19 protein-coding genes and 1 tRNA gene are annotated in these 19,129 nt (G+C 62.7%); 11 read left to right on the top strand and 9 right to left on the bottom strand.

Going from position 1 to position 19,129, the window contains the following annotated elements; genetic code table 11:
* The first annotated feature begins 76 nt into the window (after window positions 1–76).
* The 4 genes from LZ012_RS09050 to bioB all read left to right on the top strand — a co-directional run bounded on the left by LZ012_RS09050 (window position 77) and on the right by bioB (window position 2,225).
* The gene (locus tag LZ012_RS09050) at window positions 77–322 is read left to right on the top strand and encodes a hypothetical protein (RefSeq protein WP_275709911.1); all 246 of its coding nucleotides are present in this window, start codon (window positions 77–79) and stop codon (window positions 320–322) included.
* Window positions 323–332: 10 nt separating this feature from the next.
* Entirely contained in the window at window positions 333–758 is a 426-nt protein-coding gene (locus tag LZ012_RS09045; RefSeq protein WP_275709909.1) for a bacteriohemerythrin, read from the top strand.
* Window positions 755–1,054 carry an EF-hand domain-containing protein gene (locus LZ012_RS09040; protein ID WP_275709906.1) on the top strand — a complete coding sequence of 100 codons (300 nt, stop codon included), beginning with the start codon at window positions 755–757 and terminating at the stop codon, window positions 1,052–1,054. Before LZ012_RS09045 ends, LZ012_RS09040 begins: the two co-directional genes overlap by 4 nt.
* A gap of 196 nt (window positions 1,055–1,250) precedes the next feature.
* Window positions 1,251–2,225 carry a biotin synthase BioB gene (gene bioB, locus LZ012_RS09035; protein ID WP_275709903.1) on the top strand — a complete coding sequence of 325 codons (975 nt, stop codon included), beginning with the start codon at window positions 1,251–1,253 and terminating at the stop codon, window positions 2,223–2,225.
* A gap of 279 nt (window positions 2,226–2,504) precedes the next feature.
* Here bioB and LZ012_RS09030 read toward each other — a convergent pair.
* Window positions 2,505–2,592 (bottom strand) — tRNA-Ser (locus tag LZ012_RS09030).
* Between the two features lie 26 nt (window positions 2,593–2,618).
* Between LZ012_RS09030 and mltF the strand changes: the two genes are divergently transcribed.
* Complete coding sequence (mltF, locus tag LZ012_RS09025; protein WP_275709900.1) at window positions 2,619–4,133, top strand: membrane-bound lytic murein transglycosylase MltF; 1,515 nt, start codon at window positions 2,619–2,621, stop codon at window positions 4,131–4,133.
* Between the two features lie 67 nt (window positions 4,134–4,200).
* Here mltF and serS read toward each other — a convergent pair whose 3' ends face one another.
* Window positions 4,201–5,484, bottom strand: coding sequence for a serine--tRNA ligase (serS, locus tag LZ012_RS09020; RefSeq protein ID WP_275709897.1), 1,284 nt, complete (start codon window positions 5,482–5,484; stop codon window positions 4,201–4,203).
* Between the two features lie 178 nt (window positions 5,485–5,662).
* On the opposite strand from serS, the gene LZ012_RS09015 reads away from it, so the two are divergent.
* Window positions 5,663–7,909: a 4Fe-4S binding protein gene (locus tag LZ012_RS09015; protein WP_275709895.1), complete on the top strand. Its 2,247-nt coding sequence runs from the start codon at window positions 5,663–5,665 to the stop codon at window positions 7,907–7,909.
* Here LZ012_RS09015 and LZ012_RS09010 read toward each other — a convergent pair.
* Window positions 7,806–8,396, bottom strand: a complete 591-nt coding sequence (locus LZ012_RS09010) for a DUF4126 domain-containing protein (RefSeq protein ID WP_275709893.1) — start codon at window positions 8,394–8,396, stop codon at window positions 7,806–7,808. The genes LZ012_RS09015 and LZ012_RS09010 overlap by 104 nt on opposite strands.
* A gap of 118 nt (window positions 8,397–8,514) precedes the next feature.
* Entirely contained in the window at window positions 8,515–9,831 is a 1,317-nt protein-coding gene (locus LZ012_RS09005; protein WP_275709891.1) for a replication-associated recombination protein A, read from the bottom strand.
* 240 nt (window positions 9,832–10,071) lie between these two features.
* Here LZ012_RS09005 and LZ012_RS09000 point away from each other — a divergent pair, with 240 nt between their 5' ends.
* The 3 genes from LZ012_RS09000 (at window position 10,072) to LZ012_RS08990 (ending at window position 12,853) form a co-directional block, all read left to right on the top strand.
* Complete coding sequence (locus LZ012_RS09000) at window positions 10,072–10,617, top strand: DUF4256 domain-containing protein (RefSeq protein ID WP_275709889.1); 546 nt, start codon at window positions 10,072–10,074, stop codon at window positions 10,615–10,617.
* A gap of 315 nt (window positions 10,618–10,932) precedes the next feature.
* Window positions 10,933–11,820 carry a class I SAM-dependent methyltransferase gene (locus tag LZ012_RS08995; RefSeq protein ID WP_275709887.1) on the top strand — a complete coding sequence of 296 codons (888 nt, stop codon included), beginning with the start codon at window positions 10,933–10,935 and terminating at the stop codon, window positions 11,818–11,820.
* Between the two features lie 133 nt (window positions 11,821–11,953).
* Window positions 11,954–12,853, top strand: a complete 900-nt coding sequence (locus tag LZ012_RS08990) for a dienelactone hydrolase family protein (RefSeq protein ID WP_275709885.1) — start codon at window positions 11,954–11,956, stop codon at window positions 12,851–12,853.
* 12 nt (window positions 12,854–12,865) lie between these two features.
* On the opposite strand, the gene lolA is transcribed toward LZ012_RS08990, so the two are convergent.
* The 3 genes from lolA to LZ012_RS08975 all read right to left on the bottom strand — a co-directional run bounded on the left by lolA (window position 12,866) and on the right by LZ012_RS08975 (window position 16,521).
* On the bottom strand, window positions 12,866–13,486 hold the full coding sequence (gene lolA / locus LZ012_RS08985) for an outer membrane lipoprotein periplasmic chaperone LolA (RefSeq protein ID WP_275709882.1): 621 nt from the start codon (window positions 13,484–13,486) through the stop codon (window positions 12,866–12,868).
* A 63-nt stretch (window positions 13,487–13,549) separates the two neighbouring features.
* Complete coding sequence (locus LZ012_RS08980) at window positions 13,550–15,847, bottom strand: DNA translocase FtsK (protein ID WP_275711753.1); 2,298 nt, start codon at window positions 15,845–15,847, stop codon at window positions 13,550–13,552.
* 11 nt (window positions 15,848–15,858) lie between these two features.
* Window positions 15,859–16,521, bottom strand: coding sequence for a Crp/Fnr family transcriptional regulator (locus LZ012_RS08975; protein WP_275709880.1), 663 nt, complete (start codon window positions 16,519–16,521; stop codon window positions 15,859–15,861).
* A 129-nt stretch (window positions 16,522–16,650) separates the two neighbouring features.
* On the opposite strand from LZ012_RS08975, the gene trxB reads away from it, so the two are divergent.
* Window positions 16,651–17,613: a thioredoxin-disulfide reductase gene (trxB, locus tag LZ012_RS08970; protein ID WP_275709878.1), complete on the top strand. Its 963-nt coding sequence runs from the start codon at window positions 16,651–16,653 to the stop codon at window positions 17,611–17,613.
* Window positions 17,614–17,792: 179 nt separating this feature from the next.
* Complete coding sequence (locus LZ012_RS08965) at window positions 17,793–18,371, top strand: Smr/MutS family protein (RefSeq protein WP_275709876.1); 579 nt, start codon at window positions 17,793–17,795, stop codon at window positions 18,369–18,371.
* Window positions 18,372–18,418: 47 nt separating this feature from the next.
* Here LZ012_RS08965 and LZ012_RS08960 read toward each other — a convergent pair whose 3' ends face one another.
* Together LZ012_RS08960 and LZ012_RS08955 are read right to left on the bottom strand one after the other, a co-directional pair.
* Window positions 18,419–18,763, bottom strand: coding sequence for a hypothetical protein (locus tag LZ012_RS08960; RefSeq protein WP_275709874.1), 345 nt, complete (start codon window positions 18,761–18,763; stop codon window positions 18,419–18,421).
* Between the two features lie 18 nt (window positions 18,764–18,781).
* Window positions 18,782–19,120, bottom strand: a complete 339-nt coding sequence (locus tag LZ012_RS08955) for a P-II family nitrogen regulator (RefSeq protein ID WP_275709872.1) — start codon at window positions 19,118–19,120, stop codon at window positions 18,782–18,784.
* Between the last annotated feature and the right edge of the window lie 9 nt (window positions 19,121–19,129).

The following is a 19,129-nucleotide window of genomic DNA, read 5'->3' as shown; positions in this document are numbered from 1 at the left end:
TTTTTCCCGAGTCGTCAAATCGGGTGGTCTATGTTTTGCTATGGCTAAGGTCATAGCCACAAAACGAAGCCACGCGATGACCAACGCTGTTCTCTCTCCCTGCCTTACCGAAGCCGACCACCTGGCCACTTACGTCGCCGGAGTCGGCCGACTGTCCGAAAAACTCGCCACCATCGCGGCCAACCAGCGCGGCAGCGAACGCAGCCTGGGGCGCGCCGCCGCCGCCCTGCGTGCCATGGCAGCCTTGAATCATCGGTATCAGTGTCCCGATTTGCGGAATAGGCCTCTCGACAATGAGAATGTCGCCGGTGCATCCCGTTAAGGAAGGCGACATGACAGACCAACAAGCCCCCAAGATATTCTGGAACGAATCGTATAGCGTCGGCATCCATGCGCTGGACATGCATCACCAGCACCTGGCGCATCTGATCAATCAATTGGACAGCCACCAAGCCGACGATCTGAATTCCGAAGAGGTCGCCAACATCCTTTCCGCCCTCATCGCCTATACGGAATATCACTTCCGCCACGAAGAGGAACTGATGGCGGAAGTCGACTATGCCGAACTGGAAAATCATCGCCAGGAACACATGCATTTTTCCGAAGTCATCGCCGAAATCTGCTTCGGGGCAACGCTAGGCGTACTCACCGCCAAGGAATTGTTCAGCTATCTGACGCGCTGGTGGCGCAATCACATCCTGTTCGAAGACATGAAATACAAGCCCTACCTGCTGGCCAAAGCGGCGGTGACGTCATGATCCGGGCCGGACTCTGCGCCCTCCTCTGCGCGACGCTGATCAATGCGGCCATGGCGCAGACGATGGTGCCCAAGCTCGACCAGGAAGGCCGCAAGGGAGATGTCGCCCGCCAGGCCCGGCAAAAGGCGCTGGAGCGCTTCAACGCCGCCGACAAGGACAAGGACGGCCGTCTGTCGCCGTCCGAAGTCGAACAGGACTCGCCCTACCTGGCCGAAAAATTTTCCGAGCGCGACACCAACCACGACGGCTTCTTGAGCTGGGAAGAATACGTTGGCCACAATCGCTGGGAAAAATGAGGGCGCCGCGGCTTTCGCTGCGCTGAACTCTTCCCCGACCGACTTGCCATGCGTCCGGCGGCATGCTCGGCAAATGCCTGCCCGGCTGACTTAACGCGCCAGGCTCCGGCCTGGCAACGACTGACCTCCGGCCACACCGGCGCGCACCTGTTCGGCAGCCGCCCTGTCGCCATCCATCCACAAAGGCCCTGCCACGATGCACACCCAAACCTGTGCCGCTCCTGTCGCCCCGCTGTCCCGCCGGCAATGGAGCGTCGAAGAAACGCTGGAATTGTTCGAGAAACCCTTCATGGACCTGCTCTGGCAAGCCCAGCTAGTGCATCGCATTCATTTCGATGCCAATCACGTCCAACGCTCGGCACTGTTTTCGATCAAGACCGGTGGCTGTTCCGAAGACTGCAAATACTGCTCGCAATCCGCCCGCCACAACACGGCCGTCGAACGCGAACCGCTGAAGCCGCTGGCCCAGGTTCTCGCCGCCGCCCATGAAGCCAAGGAAAAAGGCGCTTCGCGCTTCTGCATGGGGGCCGCCTGGCGAAACCCGAAAGACAAGGATCTCGACGCCGTGCTCGAGATGGTGCATGCCGTCAAGGCACTCGGCCTGGAAACCTGCCTGACGCTGGGCATGCTCAAACCGGGGCAAGCCGAGCGCCTGAAGGAAGCCGGCCTCGACTTCTACAACCACAATCTGGATACCGCCCCCGAGCATTACGCCGAAATCGTCTCGACGCATTGCTACGCCGACCGGCTGGACACCCTCGACCAGGTACGTGCCGCCGGCATCAAGATCTGCTCGGGCGGTATTGTCGGCATGGGCGAGACGCAACGCCATCGGGCCGGACTGCTCGCCCAGTTCGCCAACATGCCCCGCCCCCCGGAGTCGGTTCCGATCAACCATCTGGTGGCCATTCCCGGCAGCCCGCTGGCCGACCTGCCCAAGCTCGACAGCTTCGAGTTCGTGCGCACCATCGCCGTGGCGCGGATACTGATGCCGAAATCCTATGTCCGGCTGTCGGCCGGCCGCCAGGAAATGAGCGACGAACTCCAGGCCCTGTGCTTCCTGGCCGGCGCTAATTCCATCTTCTATGGCAGCGAGTTGCTGACCACCGGCAACTATTCGCCCGCCGAAGACGATGCCTTGTTTCAGCGCTTGGGGCTGATCCCGGCCTAAGCCCGGCCGATCCGGATCACCGATGCCGGCAGGAAGCGCCCTACATCCCGCGCTTCCTGCTGCCAGCCGTCGCCATGAAGCCAATGGCAGGCCAAGGCATGCCTACGACAGCGCCCCCGGCGTGACAAACGCCCAGACAATTCAGGAAAGTTGTGAGATATTCCACCCCCGCGCCAAACGGCGCGACCGGAATGCCGGGGGTTACGTAGGTGGTTAACGAAAAAACCCTGTCGTTCGCGAGTCTTGGAAAGACAAGGAAAAACAGGGCTTGATTCGACCTGGCGGAGAGGGTGGGATTCGAACCCACGGTACCTTGCAGTACGCCTGATTTCGAATCAGGTACATTCGACCACTCTGCCACCTCTCCGCGGGAGCGAAATAATAGCACAAGACATGCGCCGGATTGCACGCCTGTTACTGCTAATCGTCGTTTTTTTTATCGCCGCCTGCGAGGACGGCTCGCGCCTGCCCTTCCCCACCCCCGCCCAGCACGACCTGGTGGTCCTCATCCGCCCCGGCCAGCTGACCTACACCAGCGACGAGAACGGCAACCCGGGCGGCCTCGAATACGACCTGACGCAGGCTTTTGCCCAGGAACTGGGCGTCGGCGTGAAGTATGTCGTGGCCGAACCGGAAACCCTGGAATCGCAGCTCGCCGCAAGCCGCTACCATCTGGCCGCCGCCTGGCTGTCCCCCGGCAACGGCCCGGCCCTGCCCACCACCCCGCCGATATTCCAGACCCGCGACATCCTGCTCCAGCACGAAGCCACCCTGCCACTGACCAGCACGGCACAATTGAGCGGCAACACCGTGCATGTAATGGCCGGTTCGCGCCAGGCAGCCACGCTACGCAAGCTGGCGAAGGAAATCCCGGATATCAGAATCGTCGAGTTCAATGGCGCCGACATCCTCGAATTGCTGGAACAGCTGGGCGACCGCCGCATCGAATACGTGGCGCTCGACGAAAGTCTGGAGGACCTCGCGAACCAGCATGTGCCCAACCTGCGCTCGTCGCTGACCTTGAGCGCCAGCCAGCCGGTGGTCTGGGCCCTGGGCCGGCATCCCAATGCCGAACTGAAGGCCCGCCTCGATGCCTTTGTCGAGCGCGTGCAGCACGACGGCACGCTGGCCCGCCTGGAAGACCGTTACCTAGGCCACGTTCGTCGCCTCGAACAGGCCGACATCGTCAAGTTCCTCGGCGCCATCGAAGCGACCCTGCCCAAGTTCCGCAAATACTTCCAGGCCGCGCAGTTGCTGACCGGCATCGACTGGCGCCTGATCGCCGCGGTGGCCTATCACGAGTCGCAATGGGACCCCAACGCGACCAGCTACACCAACGTGCGCGGCATCATGATGCTCACCGAAGACACCGCCGACCGCCTGCAGGTCGGCAACCGCCTCGACCCGAGCGAAAGCATCCTGGCCGGCGCCCGCTACATCAACCTGCTCAAGGAACAACAGGTCGAAGACGCCGAGGAACCGGACCGCACCTGGCTCGCCCTGGCCGCCTACAACATCGGCCCCGGCCACTTCAACGCCGCCCGGACCCTCGCCCGCCAGCTAAAGGCCGACCCCAACGCGTGGTACGAGATGAAGCGCATCCTGCCCATGCTGTCGCAACCGAAGATCGCCCAACAGCTCAAGATCGGCAAGGCGCGCGGCGGCGAGGCGGTCATCCTGGTCGAGAACATCCGCAGCTACTACGACATCCTGCAGCGCAACGCCGCCCCCTTCGGCCCGACGCCCAAGGCCGCCGAAAGCCTGAAACGCCTGGTCATGGAAGTCGAGGAGCGGCGCAAGGCCTACGCCCGGCGCCTGGCGAACGCCAAGGCCATCGGCGAAACCGAAGAGGCGTCGAACAACCGCCCGCTCCGGCTACCGACCATCGACGCCGGCGGCAGCAGCTGACACAAACAAAAATGCCCGCCTTTTCAGGCGGGCATTTTCAGATTTCAGTCAGCGGAAGCGCAACCCATCAGCGCGGTACGATAACTTCCAGACCGCCCATATACGAGCGCAAAGCAGCCGGCACGACCACGCTGCCATCAGCCTGCTGGTTGTTCTCCAGAATCGCCACCAGCGTACGGCCGACAGCGAGACCGGAACCGTTCAGCGTATGACACAGCTCGGGCTTGTTCTTGTCGTTACGGAAACGGGCCTGCATGCGGCGGGCCTGGAAGGCGCCGAAGTTGGAGCAGGACGAAATCTCGCGGTAGGTGTCCTGTGCCGGCAGCCAGACTTCGAGGTCGTAGGTCTTGGCGGCGGAGAAGCCCATGTCGCCCGAGCACAGCGCGACACGGCGATACGGCAGTTCCAGCGCTTCGAGGATGGCTTCGGCGTGGCAGGTCAGTTCCTCGTGGGCGGCGGCCGACATATCCGGATGGACGATCTGCACCAACTCGACCTTGTCGAACTGGTGCTGGCGGATCATGCCGCGCACGTCGCGGCCGCCGGAACCGGCTTCGGAACGGAAGCACGGCGTATGGCAGACCAGCTTGAGCGGCAGCGCCTCGGCGGCTAGGATTTCGTCGCGCACGATGTTGGTCACCGGCACTTCGGCGGTCGGGATCAGGTACAGCGGGTCCTGGTCGCCGCGCAGCACCTTGAACAGGTCTTCCTCGAACTTGGGCAGCTGGCCGGTGCCGAACAGGCTGGCGGCATTGACCAGGTATGGGGCATAGACCTCGGTGTAGCCGTGCTTTTCGGTATGCGTGTCGAGCATGAACTGGGCGAGCGCCCGGTGCAGGCGGGCGATGCCGCCCTTGAGCAGCGAGAAGCGGGCGCCGGAAATCTTGGCCGCCGTGCCGAAATCGAGCTGGCCGAGACCTTCGCCGATATCGGTATGGTCCTTGACCGCGAAATCGAAGGTCTTCGGGGTACCCCAGCGCTTCTGCTCGACGTTGGCGGTTTCGTCGGCGCCGACCGGCACGCTGTCGTCCGGCACATTGGGCAGGGTGGCCAGCAAGGCGTTGAACTTGTCCAGCAGTTCGCCCAAGCGTGCTTCCGAAGCCTTCAGCTCGTCGCCGAGGGCACCGACCTGGGCCATGACCGCCGAAGCGTCCTCGCCCTTGCCTTTGAGCATGCCGATCTGCTTGGATAGCGTGTTACGCTGCGCCTGCAAATCCTGCGTACGGGTCTGCAGCGTCTTGCGCTCGGCTTCCATGGCCTTGAATTCGGTGAAATCGATCGGTTTGCCGCGCTTGGCAAGGCCTTCAGCCACGGCGTCGAGGTTGGTGCGGAGTTGTTGGATGTCGAGCATGGAATTTCCTGAAAACGGACCGGGCCTGCCTGCGAGCAACCGGCCGGTCGGCAAAAAACGGCATTATACGCGAGGCATCGAGCCCGCCTGCCTCGGGCGGTAGTCACTGCCTGGCATTTTGGGTAACATGCCTGCCATAAATATAAATCAGCGTTGCCCGCGCACCCCGGAGACACCCATGGAATCAAAGCTTCCAGCGGCGGTGTGTGCATGCTTGCGGGCAAACCCGCACGTCACCCGCCTGCTGAACCTCGTCGTTGCACTGGCCGCTTTCATCGGCTTGAACCTGCTCAGCCTGCCCACTTGGGCCGGCCAGCTGAGCAAGCCGGAAATCGAGCGCCGTTTCGGCCCGCCCCTGCACGTACAGGAAAAGCTCTCCGACATCCCGGCCTGGCCGCTGACCAGCGAACTCGAACCGGAAGGCGGACCGGTCGGCTACGTTTTCGAATCCATCGACCTGGCACCCATCCCTGGCTTCGAGGGGACGCCGATGAATTTCCTGGTGTCGATCGACCGCAAGGGCAACTTTCTCGGCGTCGAACTGCTGCGCCAGCACGAACCGGTCTTTCTCGGCGGCCTGGGCGAGGCGCCGCTGCGCGAATTCATCACCCAGTACGCCGGCCGCAACATCAAGCAGCAATTCCTGATCGCGCTGGACGCTGCGCGCAACCGCACCGGCCCGTCGGCCAACCAGGGCTTCCAGACGACGCTGGACGGCGTGAGCAAGGCCACCGCCTCGGTGCGCATCGTCAACCAGAGCGTGCTCGGTGCCGCCCTCGAAGTGGCCCGCGCCAAGCTCGGCTTTGCCGACCGCAAGCAACGCGGGCCGGCCGCCCATGTGCTGCCCGACGTCTACGACCCGACCACCTTTGCCGAGATGCTGAAGAACGGCATGGTCGGCCGCCTGCGGCTGACCAATGCCGACGTTGAAAAGATGTTCGCCGGCACAGATGGGGCGGGCGTCGATGACGAAGCCCTGGCCAAGCCCGACAAGGTGTTCGTCGATCTCTACATCGCCTACCTGAACGCGCCGACCATCGGCCGCGCCATTCTTGGCGACAGCCAGTACAAGGCGGCGATGGCACGCAATTTCGAAAATCGCCACCTTTGGTGGATCGCCTCGGCCGGGCGCTATGCCATCCTTGACGACAATTTCACGCCCGGCGCCCAGTCGCCCCGCCTGACCATGGCCCAGGACGGCCTGTTCCTCGAATTGCGCGACCAGGGCTTCGACCCCAAGGACATTGCCGGCCCGCCCGAACTCAACGCCTCCCGCCTGTTCGGGGTCTATGCCGAAGCCGGCCTCGACCCGGCCCGCCCGCTCGAACTGGCGCTCACCATCACCCGCGCCAAGGGCATGATCCTGCCCCTCCTCACCCACACGCAGGCCAAGCTTTCCTATGCCCCACCGCAGCGCCTCTTCGCCTACCCGCCGGAGCCGACGCCGGAATGGCTGCTCGCGTGGAAGGCGCGTTGGCTGGAACTCGCCATCATCGGCGCCGCCCTCGTCCTGCTCACCGTCGTCCTCGCCCGGCCGCGCTGGATTTCCGTCAATCCCCGCCGGCTGAAAGTCTTCCGCCTGGGCTTCCTGGCCTTCACCCTGCTCTACCTCGGCTGGTATGCCCAGGGTCAGCTCTCCATGGTCCAGATCACCGGCGCCATCAAATCGCTGAAAGCCGGTCAGGGGCTCACCAGCTACCTGTACGACCCGATTTCCCTGCTGCTCATCGCCTTCACGCTGGTCAGCTTCGTCATCTGGGGGCGCGGCACCTTCTGCGGCTGGCTGTGTCCGTTCGGCGCCCTGCAGGAATTCATCGGCCTGCTCGCCCGCCGCCTGCGCCTGCCTCGCCTGCGTATCCCGCAGAAGCTGGCCAAGAAACTGGAATGGGGACGCCACGTCACCTTCGCCCTGCTGGTCGGTGCCGCCTTCCTGCTTCCCCGGCAAGGCGAGACGCTGAACGAGATCGAACCGTTCAAGACGGCGATCACCGTCGGCTTCGACCGCAGTTGGCCCTTCGTCGCCTACGCTGCCGGGCTGTTGCTGGCCGGAGCGTTCTACTACAAGTTCTTTTGCCGCTTCATCTGCCCGCTGGGCAGCGCCATGTCGCTGGGCGGCCGCCTGCGCCGCTTCGCCTGGCTGAAGCGCTACGACGTCTGCGGCAAGCCGTGCCAGAGCTGCAAGGCCAAATGCGCCTACGACGCCATCGAGCCGACGGGGGAAATCCGCTACGACGCCTGCTTCCAGTGCCTCGATTGCGTGGGCATCTACCACGACAACAAACGCTGCCCGGTGCTGATCTACAAAAAGAAGGGGGAAATTTTCATCCCGACCGGCGTCGTCCGGGCCGACCAAGACGGCTCAGCAAAGACCAGAAGCGAACCAGCAGGTAGCCGGCCAGAATCAGAAAAATTGCCAGCACACTGAGAAAGAGCCAGGGGGCGGCCAGCATCGCCCACAGCCCGCCGACGACCAGCCCATCTTCGCTAAAGGAGGCGAGCCAGTTGGAAAACGGTTCCGGCGACGAGTTGATGGCCAGCCGGCTGCCGGCCTTGGCAAAGTGGGTGCCGGCCGTGATCGTCCCGCCGATCAAGCCGGCCGCCACGCTCCATGCCGGATCGACCTCACCCAGCGCGAAGGCGGCGAGCAGCGCGCCGGCCGGGATGCGAATCAGCGTCTGGAAACTGTCCCACAACGAATCGAACACCGGCACCTTGTCGGCCACCAGCTCGGCCAATGCCATCAGTCCGGCAACTCCAATGACCAGCGAGTGTTGCAGGACGGTCAAGGGGGACGGCAACTGCAGATAGCCGAAATGGCCGAGCACGCCGGCCAGGAAAACCACCAGATAGAGTCGCAAACCGCTCGCCCAGGCCAGGCCGGCCGATAGCGCGATGGTCTGCAGGGCGTCCACGTCTACCCGCCGTCGTTCCCGCGCCGGCGGGAATCCAATGAAACCCCAAGTGTTATTCCCGGATTCCCACCCACGACCGAAGAAAGCCCCGGCAGGACGTGGGAATGACCGTGAGAACTCACCCCTTTTTCCCCGCCTTGCGATCCAGCTCGCGCAGGTGGGCCAGCTTTTCGCCGATCTTGCCTTCCAGCCCGCGCGGCGTCGGTTCGTACCAGTGCGGCTCCGCCATGCCGTCCGGCAGGTAGGTCTCGCCGGCCGCGTAGGCTTCCGGCTCGTCGTGGGCGTAGCGGTATTCCTTGCCGTAGCCCAGTTCCTTCATCAACTTGGTCGGTGCGTTGCGCAGATGCACCGGCACCGCCCGCGAACCATCCTGCTTCACGAAGGCCCGCGCCGCGTTGTAGGCCATGTAGCCGGCATTCGACTTGGCGGCGACGGCCAGATAGATCACCGCCTGGCCCAGCGCCAGTTCGCCCTCCGGCGAACCGAGGCGTTCGAAGGTGTTGGCCGCATCGTTGGCAATCTGCATGGCGCGCGGGTCGGCCAGCCCGATGTCCTCCCAGGCCATGCGTACGATGCGCCGGGCCAGGTAGCGCGGATCGGCGCCGCCGTCGAGCATGCGGCAGAACCAGTACAGCGCACCATCCGGATTCGAACCGCGCACCGACTTGTGCAGGGCCGAGATCTGGTCGTAGAAAGCATCGCCGCCCTTGTCGAAGCGGCGAAGATTCTGCGCCATGGTCGCCTCAATGAAAGCGCCATCGACCGCCGCGTGCTTCGCCGCGTGGGCTGCCGTGCGTACCTGTTCGAGCAGATTGAGCAGACGCCGCGCGTCGCCGTCGGCCAACCCGATCAGGCGTGTCCGGGCCTCGTCGTCGAAATCCAGATCGGCCAACGCCCGCTCGCGGGCACGGTCGAACAAGGCGCCCATCTCCGCCTCGTCGAGCGACTTCAGCACATAGACCGAAGCCCGAGACAGCAAGGCCGAATTGACTTCGAACGACGGATTTTCCGTCGTCGCGCCGATGAAAGTGAACAGCCCGCTCTCGACAAAAGGCAGGAAGCCGTCCTGCTGCGCCTTATTGAAGCGGTGGATTTCATCGACGAACAGGATGGTCCGCCGCCCCTGCCCCCGCCACATCTCGGCCTGCGCCACCGCCTCGCGCACCTCCTTGATGCCGGAAAAGACTGCCGACAGCGCAATGAACTCGCAGTTGAACTGCGTCGCCATCATCCGCGCCAGCGTCGTCTTGCCGACGCCCGGCGGCCCCCACAGGATCATCGAATGCGGCTGCCCGGACTCGAAAGCCAGACGTAGCGGCTTGCCCGGCCCGAGCAGGTGCTGCTGCCCAATCACCTCATCCGGCGTCTGCGGGCGCAACTGCTCGGCCAGTGGGGCGGCACGATCAACGGAGTTCGGGGAAAACAAATCGCTCAATGGAAATTCCTGTCCGGCAGCAAAGGCCTGATCCTCAAAGTCGTGAGTTTACCGCCCTGCTCCGCCCTGCCCAAATCAAACACGATCCAGAAGCGAAACCACCGCCTCCTCCACCCCGGTTGAGCACATTCAATTCAAGCGATTACAGGTCCAGAGATCTGTAATGTGGGAACCCAAGTAGCCATGACGATGTCAGGAGATTTTTATCCAAATCTGAGAAAGGCATACCAAAGGGCAACCATGAAGACGCAAGAACGGGAAGAGCTTCTCCTGACGCTGAAGGTTCGCTTTGAAAAGAATCAGCATCGGCACAAGGAAATCGCGTGGGCCGATGTCCGAAGTCGGCTCGAAGGCAATTCCGATGCATTGAGATCACTTCGGGAAATGGAGGCCACCGGCGGCGAGCCTGATGTCATTGCTCAGGACGGAGACACGGGACGCTACATTTTCTGCGATTGCTCGGTGGAGAGTCCGAGTGGCCGCAGGAGCACCTGCTATGACCGTGAAGGGCTTGAGTCCAGGAAGGAGAACAGGCCGGAGAGTAGCGCAGTCGAAATGGCTGCCGCGATGGGGATCGATCTTCTAACAGAGGAACAATACCGGGAGCTACAACAGCTAGGCCATTTTGATACCAAGACATCGAGCTGGGTTAAAACGCCGTCTGAAGTGAGAGCGCTCGGCGGAGCCCTCTTCTGCGACAGACGCTATGGCAAGGTGTTCGTGTATCACAATGGCGCTCAGTCGTACTACGCTTCAAGAGGTTTCCGCGGATTACTTGCAGTGTGAGCACCACGCGAGTGGCTGCCAGTGATACCTGACTCTCGGCCACTGGGGACAGCCCTTCGAGACCGCCCAATGCCACATGACCAGCCTTACATAGCCGGCTGGCAAGCCAGCCACTTATTTCTTCAAAAGAACGCGCCGCCTCGAGTTGTGCTGAGTCCATCAGCTTCAACCATCAAACGCATGCGCCAATGAAGCACAAACCACCCGATCGAGTTGGGCCGCCATAGGTAGTCCATCCGATGCAGGCTAGCCACCGACTCGCCACATCCTCGAGGCGAACAATGCCCTCGGACATTGACGGAGGAGATGGCGGCCATGAGCGACCGAACCGGCGACGGACTATTCACTTTCTCGCAGAAAGCGAATTACTGGAACGAGCTCTATAGCCATCCGGCAACGCTTTTCGAGCACCACATGTGCTTGCGGCGGGATCATGCGGCGGCCTACATCCGCTCCCACTTCGATACTGACGCAGCCCTACTCGACCTCGGCTGCGGCGCCGGGGTACTCAGTGAAAAACTGCTGGAATTCGGCTATCGCGTGACCGCCGCCGATGCCTCGCCGGACATGGTCAAATTGTCGCGCGAGCGGCTCAAGCGCTTTCCGGAGGCGGCGCGCCGGCATTGCCAAGCCAATTGCCTGGACTTGCCATTCGCCGATGGCGAGTTCGATCTGGTGGTCTGCCTCGGCATGTTCGGATATTTCGACGAAGTGACTCGCGCCTTGCAGGAAATCGGACGGGTGCTCAAGCCGGGCGGCACGCTGATCCTCAGCGTGCGCAACCGGAACACCCATCAGATATTCGATCTGCTGCAACTGACCAAGCATCCTTTTCGGCCGCTGCGTGCAGTGGCGAAACGCATCGCCCAGGCCATCCAGCCCTCCCGCCCGGCCAGCGGACTTCCGGTAGGAGACGATGGCTTTCGCATCGAAATCTACGAGGCGCCAGCCCGCCTGATCAAGGGCGTAACGGAGCGCGGCTATACCCTTGTTGATTTCGACGGCTTGGGCTATGGGCCGGTAGCCATTGCCGGCCACAAGCTGTTTTCCGAAAACTTTTCGATCCGCCTCAGCGATTTCTTGCACCGGTGTTTCTATGCTCTGGGTCTGCGACGCGTCAGCCGCTGGTTCGCCGATGTAAGCTTCTACGTTTTCATCAGAAGCCAGCAACTTCCGGCAGAGGCCGCCACGGGGCCGAGGTAGCCCCTTGGTACTTGTTTCCGTTCACCTGGGTTTCACGACGGCGATTTCGAATACACTTCCGGCCAATTCAACCGCAAATACGTTGGCATGAATCTCGTATTTGTGGTGCCGTAAATTCGTTTTCAAGGAACGCATGAACCGCCTCCCTTACTCTGTCGCGGGTTTCGCCTGCCTTTGCGCATCCGCCCTGTCCTATGCGGCCGTGGTGGAGGAAGTTATCGACGTGCCGGTCAGGGTCAAAACCATCTACGGACAGGAAGCCAACCAGACCATCAAGGTCACCCTCTTCCGGGACGATCAGCGGGAAAAGGCGCCGTACCTGGTGTTGAATCATGGTCGGCCGGCCAGCGAGACGGATTTCTTCAAGATGAAGCGGCAACGGTTTGCCGAGAACTCGGCGTATTTCGTCTGGCTCGGTTTCGCGGTGCTGGTGCCCACCCGCGTCGGCTACGGCGAGTCCGGCGGGCTGGACGTCGAATATTCCGGCCGCTGCAACAGTCGAAATTTTGCTCCGGTCTACGCCGCGGCCGCCGAGCAGACGATCGCCGTCCTGGAAGCAGCCACCGGCCTGCCTCATGTCGATCTGTCGCGCGGCATCGCGGTCGGGCAGTCGTTCGGCGGCATGACCTCGATCACGCTTGCCACACTGGACGTGCCCGGGCTCATCGGTGCTGTGAACTTCGCGGGTGGTGACGGCGGCAATCCTAGCGAGCATCCGGAAAACCCGTGCAGCGCTCACCGTCTCGCAACCTTGTACAGCGACTATGGTGCCGCCGCCAAGGTCCCTACGCTGTGGCTTTACAGCGAAAACGATCGCTATTGGGGTGCCGAACTGCCCAGAAAGTGGTTCAAGGGCTTTGTCGATGCCGGCGGGAAGGGGCAGTTCGTACAACTGCCGCCGTACAAGGACAACGGCCACGGCATCTTTACGGGCAATCCCGATTCATGGAAGCCGGCATTCGAAGCCTTTCTCCGGGATGTCGGATTCCAGCTCCCGCCGCCCCGCGAAGGCGTTTCCGCACTCCGCCAATAAGGCGTCAGCCCTTCACTCGCCCACCACGTCGGCACCGGCCGGCGGCGTGAACTTGAAGGTGGTCGCCGGCAGCGACGGATTACGCTCCATCTTCGAAAAACGGATCAGCGTGGTCTGGCCGAAGCTGTCGAGCAGTTCCATCGCCTTCAGGTCACCACCGGAAAAGCCGAGGCGGACCCGCTCGAAACCGCTATCGCTGACTTTGGGCGTCGCCTCGACCCAGTTCAAGCCTTCGGCCTCGCCAACGTCCTTGAGGGTGAAGTTCTTTTCCAGTTCGTTGCTGCCGGAAAGCAGCGCCGCCGGCGAACCGCCGATGGCCTGCCCGGCTTTGCGCACGGTGACCTGCTGCAGTTCCGGGTCATGAATCCAGATTTTTTCGCCGTCGCCGACCACCAGTTGCGGATAGGGCTTCTGGATTTCCCAGCGCAGCTTGCCCGGGCGCGAGATGGCGACGACACCGGAGGATTGCTGCGGCTTGCGCCCGCTCTTGGCGATGACGGCCTGGGCGAATTCGGCCTTCAGCGTCTTGGTGTTTTTGAGGAAGTCGTGCAACTGATCGACCGCGCCGGCATGGGACAGGACAGGGAACAAGGCAACAGCGGCGACCGACAGGATTCTTTGGGTGAGATTCATGCGCGTAGCTTACCGCGCCGTTTTCCGGCGCGATGTTTCAGGGTGTAACGGTTTGCAAGTCACCTATTCGGCGGGCTTCTTCATCAGCACTTCGCGCCCGCCACGGCCGTCCATGGCCGAGACCAGGCCGGCCTTTTCCATGGCTTCGATGAGCCGCGCCGAGCGGTTGTAGCCGATGCGCAGGTGGCGCTGAACCAGCGAAATCGAGGCGCGCTGGTTCTTCAGCACGATATCGACAGCCTGGTCGTAGAGTGGGTCGCTCTCGGCATCGCCGCCACCCTCGCCGCCTTCGCCACCCTCCTCGTCGTCGCCACCGGCGCCGGTCAGGATGTCCTCGACGTATTCCGGGGCGCCGGTCGCCTTCAGGTGCTCAACGACGCGATGCACCTCATCGTCGGAAACGAAGGCACCGTGCACACGGGTCGGGTAGCCGGTACCGGGCGCGAGGTAGAGCATGTCGCCCTGGCCGAGCAGCGCTTCGGCGCCCATCTGGTCGAGAATGGTGCGCGAGTCGATCTTGCTCGACACCTGGAAGGACAAGCGCGTCGGGATGTTGGCCTTGATCAGACCGGTAATCACGTCGACGCTCGGGCGCTGCGTGGCGAGAACGAGGTGGATGCCGGCGGCGCGGGCTTTCTGCGCCAGACGGGCGATCTGCTCCTCGACCTTCTTGCCGACGACCATCATCAGGTCGGCCAGCTCGTCGATGATGACGACGATGAAGGGCATGGTCTTCAGCGGCTCCGGCGTTTCCGGGGTCAGGGTCAGCGGATTGGGGATATGCTCGCCGCGCTTTTCGGCGTCCTTGATCTTGGTGTTGAGGCCGGCAATGTTGCGCACCCCCATGGCCGACATCAGCTTGTAGCGCTTTTCCATCTCGGTGACGCACCAGTGCAACGCGTTGGCCGCCTGCTTCATGTCGGTGACGACCGGCGCCAGCAGGTGCGGGATGCCTTCGTAGATCGACAGTTCGAGCATCTTGGGGTCGACCATGATCAGGCGCACGTTGTCCGGCTCGGACTTGTAGAGCATGGACAGAATCATGGCATTGACGCCCACCGACTTGCCGGAGCCGGTGGTACCGGCGACCAGCAGGTGCGGCGTCTTGGCCAGGTCGGCGACCACCGGCAGGCCGCCGATGTCCTTGCCGAGGCAGACGGTGAGCGGGCTGTGCATGTCGTTGTACGGCTTGCTGGAGATGATCTCGGACAGCTTGACCGTCTGCCGCTTGGGATTGGGCAGTTCGAGTGCCATGCACGACTTGCCGGGCACCGTTTCGACGACGCGGATCGACACCATGGCCAGCGCACGCGCCAGGTCCCGAGCCAGGTTGACGATCTGCGCGCCCTTGACGCCAACCGCCGGCTCGATTTCGTAGCGGGTGATGACCGGACCGGGCATGGCAGCCAGCACCTTGACCTGCACGCCGAAGTCGGCCAGCTTGCGCTCAATCAGGCGCGAGGTGTATTCCAGCGTTTCGGCACTGACTGTCTCGGTGGCCGGCGGCGCCGGGTCGAGCAGGTGCAGCGGCGGCAACTGGCCGCCGACGATGGCTTCCGGGAACAGCATGGCCTGCTTTTCGCGCTCGACGCGGGCTTCGGCCTTCTTGGACACCGGTACGGCGGGCGGTGCCGGCGTTTCGATGATGATGGGTTCGTGCAGCTCGACGCGGCGCTTTTCTTCCTCGACCACCACTTCGCGCTGCTGCGCCACTTCCTTGCCAATCTGGCGGTCGCGCCAGGTATCAACACGGCCGTAGAAAAAGCCGACGAAGGCTTCAAGCAGCAAACCGAGTTTCTCGAAAGCCCACAGCCAGGACATGCCGGAAAAGATGCTCCAGCCGGCGGCCATCGCCGCCAACAGGCACAGCGTCGAACCGGTGTAGCCCAACTGGGTGGCCAGCAGCCGCCCGAGTTCGCCACCGAGCATGCCCCCCGGCGCCAGCGGCAACTGGGCGTGCATGGAGTAGAAACGCAAGGCTTCGAGCGACGAACTGCCAAGCAGCAGGAAAGTGAAGCCGATCAGGGCGATGAACAGCGGATGCTGCTTGTGCTCTTCCGGCGCATTGAATTTGCGCACGCCCCACCACACGAACATGCCGAACAGGACGATCCACCACCAGGCGGAGAGCCCGAACAGGTAGAGCATCAGGTCGGCGATCCAGGCGCCGGCCCGACCGGTCGGGTTATGCAGGGTCGAAGAAACGACCGCATGCGACCAGCCCGGATCTGCCTTGTTGAAGCCCCACAAGGCCATAGTCAGGAACAACGCAATCGCGCCAACGCCCAACCAGCGCGACTCTTGCAGCAGATTACCGATCTTCTCCGGAAGCGGACTGGGCGCCGTTGCTGCCCTCGCCATTCTGGCCATGCTCAAGCTCCCGGGATGATCAGCAGGTCATCCTCGTAGCGGACATAACCGCTCAATTCCAGATCGCGCATCACCTTGCTGACCATTTCGCGCGACGCACCTATCATTTTCGCCATATCCTGTTTCGACATCTTTTTCTTCACCACACGCCGTCCTTCGACGACTTCCGACATATCCAGCAACAAGCGGGCAACCCTGCCATAAACATCGAGCAAGGCCAGGCTTTCGATCTTCCGATCGGCCTCGCGCAGGCGCAGCACCAGCGTTTTCATCAACTTCTGGGCAACCTGGAAATTGTCCTGCAGGCAACGCTGGAAGGCGTCCTTGCTCAGGAACAGCAGTTCGCAGGCCTCGGCGGCGACGACGTTGGCCGAACGCGGGCTACCGTCGATCAGGCCCATTTCGCCGAAGAACTCGCCCGGCCCCAACCAGGCCAGGATGATTTCCCGCCCGTCTTCGTCGGTATTGGTCACTTTGGCCCGACCGGCCAGCAGCACATAGAGCGAATCCGTGCTTTCGCCCGCCCGGACAACGAATGCACCCCGCTCGACCCGTTTTCGACCGGACACCTTGGAGAGCTTTTCCAGTTCGAGGTCATCCAGTCCTGAAAACAACGCCACGTTGCGCAGGACCACCAGACTAAAACCGACGGGAGTAGCGACCATAAATCAGTTTCCGTTCATAGAGTTACGAAATGATTATAAACCTGATTCCCAAATTACATAGGAACTTCGGGAAAATTGAAAGCTCAGACAACGCTATAATTTTCGGATCAGTCACCCAAGAGGATCATCATGTCCCAGAATGCCCGCCATACTCCGCTCATCATCCTCGGTTCCGGCCCGGCCGGCTACACCGCCGCCGTCTATGCCGCCCGCGCCAACCTCAAGCCGGTGCTGATCACCGGCATGGCCCAGGGTGGCCAGTTGATGACCACGACCGACGTCGATAACTGGCCGGCTGCCGCCGACGGCATTCAGGGCCCCGAACTGATGGCCAATTTCGAAGCCCATGCGCGCCGCTTCGACACTGAAATCGTCTTCGACCACATCCATACCGCCAAACTGACCGAAAAGCCCTTCACGCTGATCGGCGACGCCGGCACCTACACCTGCGACGCGCTCATCATCGCCACCGGCGCCTCCGCCATGTATCTGGGCCTGCCTTCCGAAGAAAAGTTCCAGGGCAAGGGCGTGTCGGCCTGTGCCACCTGCGACGGCTTCTTCTACCGCAACAAGCCGGTGGCCGTGGTCGGCGGTGGCGACACGGCCGTCGAGGAAGCACTGTACCTGGCCAATATTGCCAGCCATGTGACACTGATCCACCGCCGCGACAAGTTCCGCGCCGAGAAGATCATGCAGGACAAGCTGTTCGAGAAGGAAAAGGCCGGCAAGATCAGCATCCTCTACAACCACGCCGTGGACGAAGTGCTCGGCGACGACTCCGGCGTCACCGGCCTACGCGTCAAGAACACACAGGACGGCACCACGCAAAACCTCGACGTGCACGGCGTCTTCATCGCCATCGGCCACAAACCGAACACCGACCTCTTCGCCGGCCAACTGGAAATGGACGGCGGCTACCTGATCACCCAGGCCGGCCGCACCGGCAATGCGACGCAAACCAGCATCCCGGGCGTCTACGCAGCGGGCGACGTCGCCGACCAGATCTACAAGCAGGCCTGCATCTCGGCCGGCACCGGTTGTATGGCGGCGCTCGATGCCGAGCGCTACCTGGACAACCTCGGCCACGCCTGACCGGCTTGAGCGACGCGGAAGACCTTGCCGCCTTCCGGGCGGCGGTGGCCGCTGTTCAGCCATTGCCGCCGGTCAACCGCGTCGAGATCACCAAGCCGCGGCCAGCAGTCGCAAGGCCGCCTCAACCGGCTGCTTCCACTCCTGGGGCCGTAGCACACAAAAACCGCGACGATGCAGCCTTGCCGGCACACTGGCATGCTGCCGGCGATAGCCGCCCCGTTCATAGCGATCCGGAGCAACAGGCTTTCCACGCCGCGATGGCCGGCGTGCAGCCCATCCCCTCCACCAACCGTGCCCAACTCGGTGGCCCGACGCCGCCGCCCCGCCCGCTGCAATTCATCAACGACGAGCGTGCCGCCCTGCACGAGAGTCTGCACGGCCAGATCGGCTTGCAGGATCGCCTCGAAGGTGGCGATGAGCCGCATTACCTGCGCGACGGATTGGCCGCCAGCGTCCTGCGCGACCTGCGGCGCGGCCGCTGGGTCATCCAGGCCGAACTGGACCTGCATGGTCTGAACCGGGACGACGCGCGGCAGCAACTGGCCACCTTCCTGGCCGAGTGCCTGCACCACGGCCAGCGTTGCGTGCGGGTCATCCACGGCAAGGGGCACGGATCACCGCAAAAGCTGTCAGTCCTTCGCCAACTGGTGCGGGGCTGGTTGGCCCAGCGCCAGGAAATACTGGCCTACTGCCAGGCCAGGCCGCACGATGGTGGCGAAGGGGCGCTGATCGTCCTGCTGCGCGCCACCAAAAAATGAAAAAGGCGGCCTGAGCCGCCCCTTTGCCTGCTGGACAAAAACCAGCCTTATTCCTTCTTCAGCGCCTTGCGATAGAGTTCAGGATCCTGGATGCCGGCCCAGCCGGTGCCAGTAGCCTCATCGGAGAGGTGCAGGCCGGCATGGATGGTCGACAGATGGAAAATCTCCATCGCCACGTCGCCAGGAAAACCCTGGCGGCCGGGGCGGTCGGAGACCATCAGTCCGTCCAGATAGGCATCCAGGTCGGGCTTGCCCCATAAACTGACGATTTTGCCGAGAATGCGCGGGAAGGTGGCCTCGATGCGTTTTGGATAGTGTTGCGCGTCGCTGCCGAGCAGGCCCATCAGTTGCTCTCGCCAGGCGGCAATTTCAGCTGCGGTGTACTCTTCCATGGCCCTCTTCCCCGACCGTCAGATGGCCGATTCGTTGGTCTCACCAGTACGGATACGCACGACCTGCTCAACCGGCATGACGAAGATCTTGCCGTCGCCGATCTTGCCCGTGCGCGCCGCCTTGATGATGGCTTCGATGGCGGAATCGACGTGGTCGGTATTGACGACGATCTCGATCTTGATCTTGGGCAGGAAGTCGACGACGTACTCGGCGCCGCGATACAGTTCGGTATGACCCTTCTGACGACCGAAGCCCTTGACCTCGGTCACCGTCAGGCCGCTGATACCGATTTCCGACAGGGCCTCGCGCACCTCGTCCAGCTTGAACGGCTTGATGATGGCTTCGATTTTCTTCATGGGTTGATC

Origin of the sequence: Dechloromonas hankyongensis, from assembly GCF_022012295.1 — a bacterium.
Lineage (GTDB): Bacteria > Pseudomonadota > Gammaproteobacteria > Burkholderiales > Rhodocyclaceae > Azonexus > Azonexus hankyongensis.
This window is presented reverse-complemented; position numbering and strand designations above follow the sequence as displayed.

What these genes read in the sequence shown, in the direction of transcription:
- LZ012_RS09050 (WP_275709911.1), top strand. Translation starts at nt 77, where the DNA reads ATGACCAACGCTGTTCTCTCTCCCTGCCTTACCGAAGCCGACCACCTG.
- LZ012_RS09045 (WP_275709909.1), top strand. Translation starts at nt 333, where the DNA reads ATGACAGACCAACAAGCCCCCAAGATATTCTGGAACGAATCGTATAGC.
- LZ012_RS09040 (WP_275709906.1), top strand. Translation starts at nt 755, where the DNA reads ATGATCCGGGCCGGACTCTGCGCCCTCCTCTGCGCGACGCTGATCAAT.
- bioB (WP_275709903.1), top strand. Translation starts at nt 1,251, where the DNA reads ATGCACACCCAAACCTGTGCCGCTCCTGTCGCCCCGCTGTCCCGCCGG.
- mltF (WP_275709900.1), top strand. Translation starts at nt 2,619, where the DNA reads ATGCGCCGGATTGCACGCCTGTTACTGCTAATCGTCGTTTTTTTTATC.
- serS (WP_275709897.1), bottom strand. Translation starts at nt 5,484, where the DNA reads ATGCTCGACATCCAACAACTCCGCACCAACCTCGACGCCGTGGCTGAA.
- LZ012_RS09015 (WP_275709895.1), top strand. Translation starts at nt 5,663, where the DNA reads ATGGAATCAAAGCTTCCAGCGGCGGTGTGTGCATGCTTGCGGGCAAAC.
- LZ012_RS09000 (WP_275709889.1), top strand. Translation starts at nt 10,072, where the DNA reads ATGAAGACGCAAGAACGGGAAGAGCTTCTCCTGACGCTGAAGGTTCGC.
- LZ012_RS08995 (WP_275709887.1), top strand. Translation starts at nt 10,933, where the DNA reads ATGAGCGACCGAACCGGCGACGGACTATTCACTTTCTCGCAGAAAGCG.
- LZ012_RS08990 (WP_275709885.1), top strand. Translation starts at nt 11,954, where the DNA reads ATGAACCGCCTCCCTTACTCTGTCGCGGGTTTCGCCTGCCTTTGCGCA.
- lolA (WP_275709882.1), bottom strand. Translation starts at nt 13,486, where the DNA reads ATGAATCTCACCCAAAGAATCCTGTCGGTCGCCGCTGTTGCCTTGTTC.
- LZ012_RS08980 (WP_275711753.1), bottom strand. Translation starts at nt 15,847, where the DNA reads ATGGCGAGGGCAGCAACGGCGCCCAGTCCGCTTCCGGAGAAGATCGGT.
- LZ012_RS08975 (WP_275709880.1), bottom strand. Translation starts at nt 16,521, where the DNA reads ATGGTCGCTACTCCCGTCGGTTTTAGTCTGGTGGTCCTGCGCAACGTG.
- trxB (WP_275709878.1), top strand. Translation starts at nt 16,651, where the DNA reads ATGTCCCAGAATGCCCGCCATACTCCGCTCATCATCCTCGGTTCCGGC.
- LZ012_RS08960 (WP_275709874.1), bottom strand. Translation starts at nt 18,763, where the DNA reads ATGGAAGAGTACACCGCAGCTGAAATTGCCGCCTGGCGAGAGCAACTG.
- LZ012_RS08955 (WP_275709872.1), bottom strand. Translation starts at nt 19,120, where the DNA reads ATGAAGAAAATCGAAGCCATCATCAAGCCGTTCAAGCTGGACGAGGTG.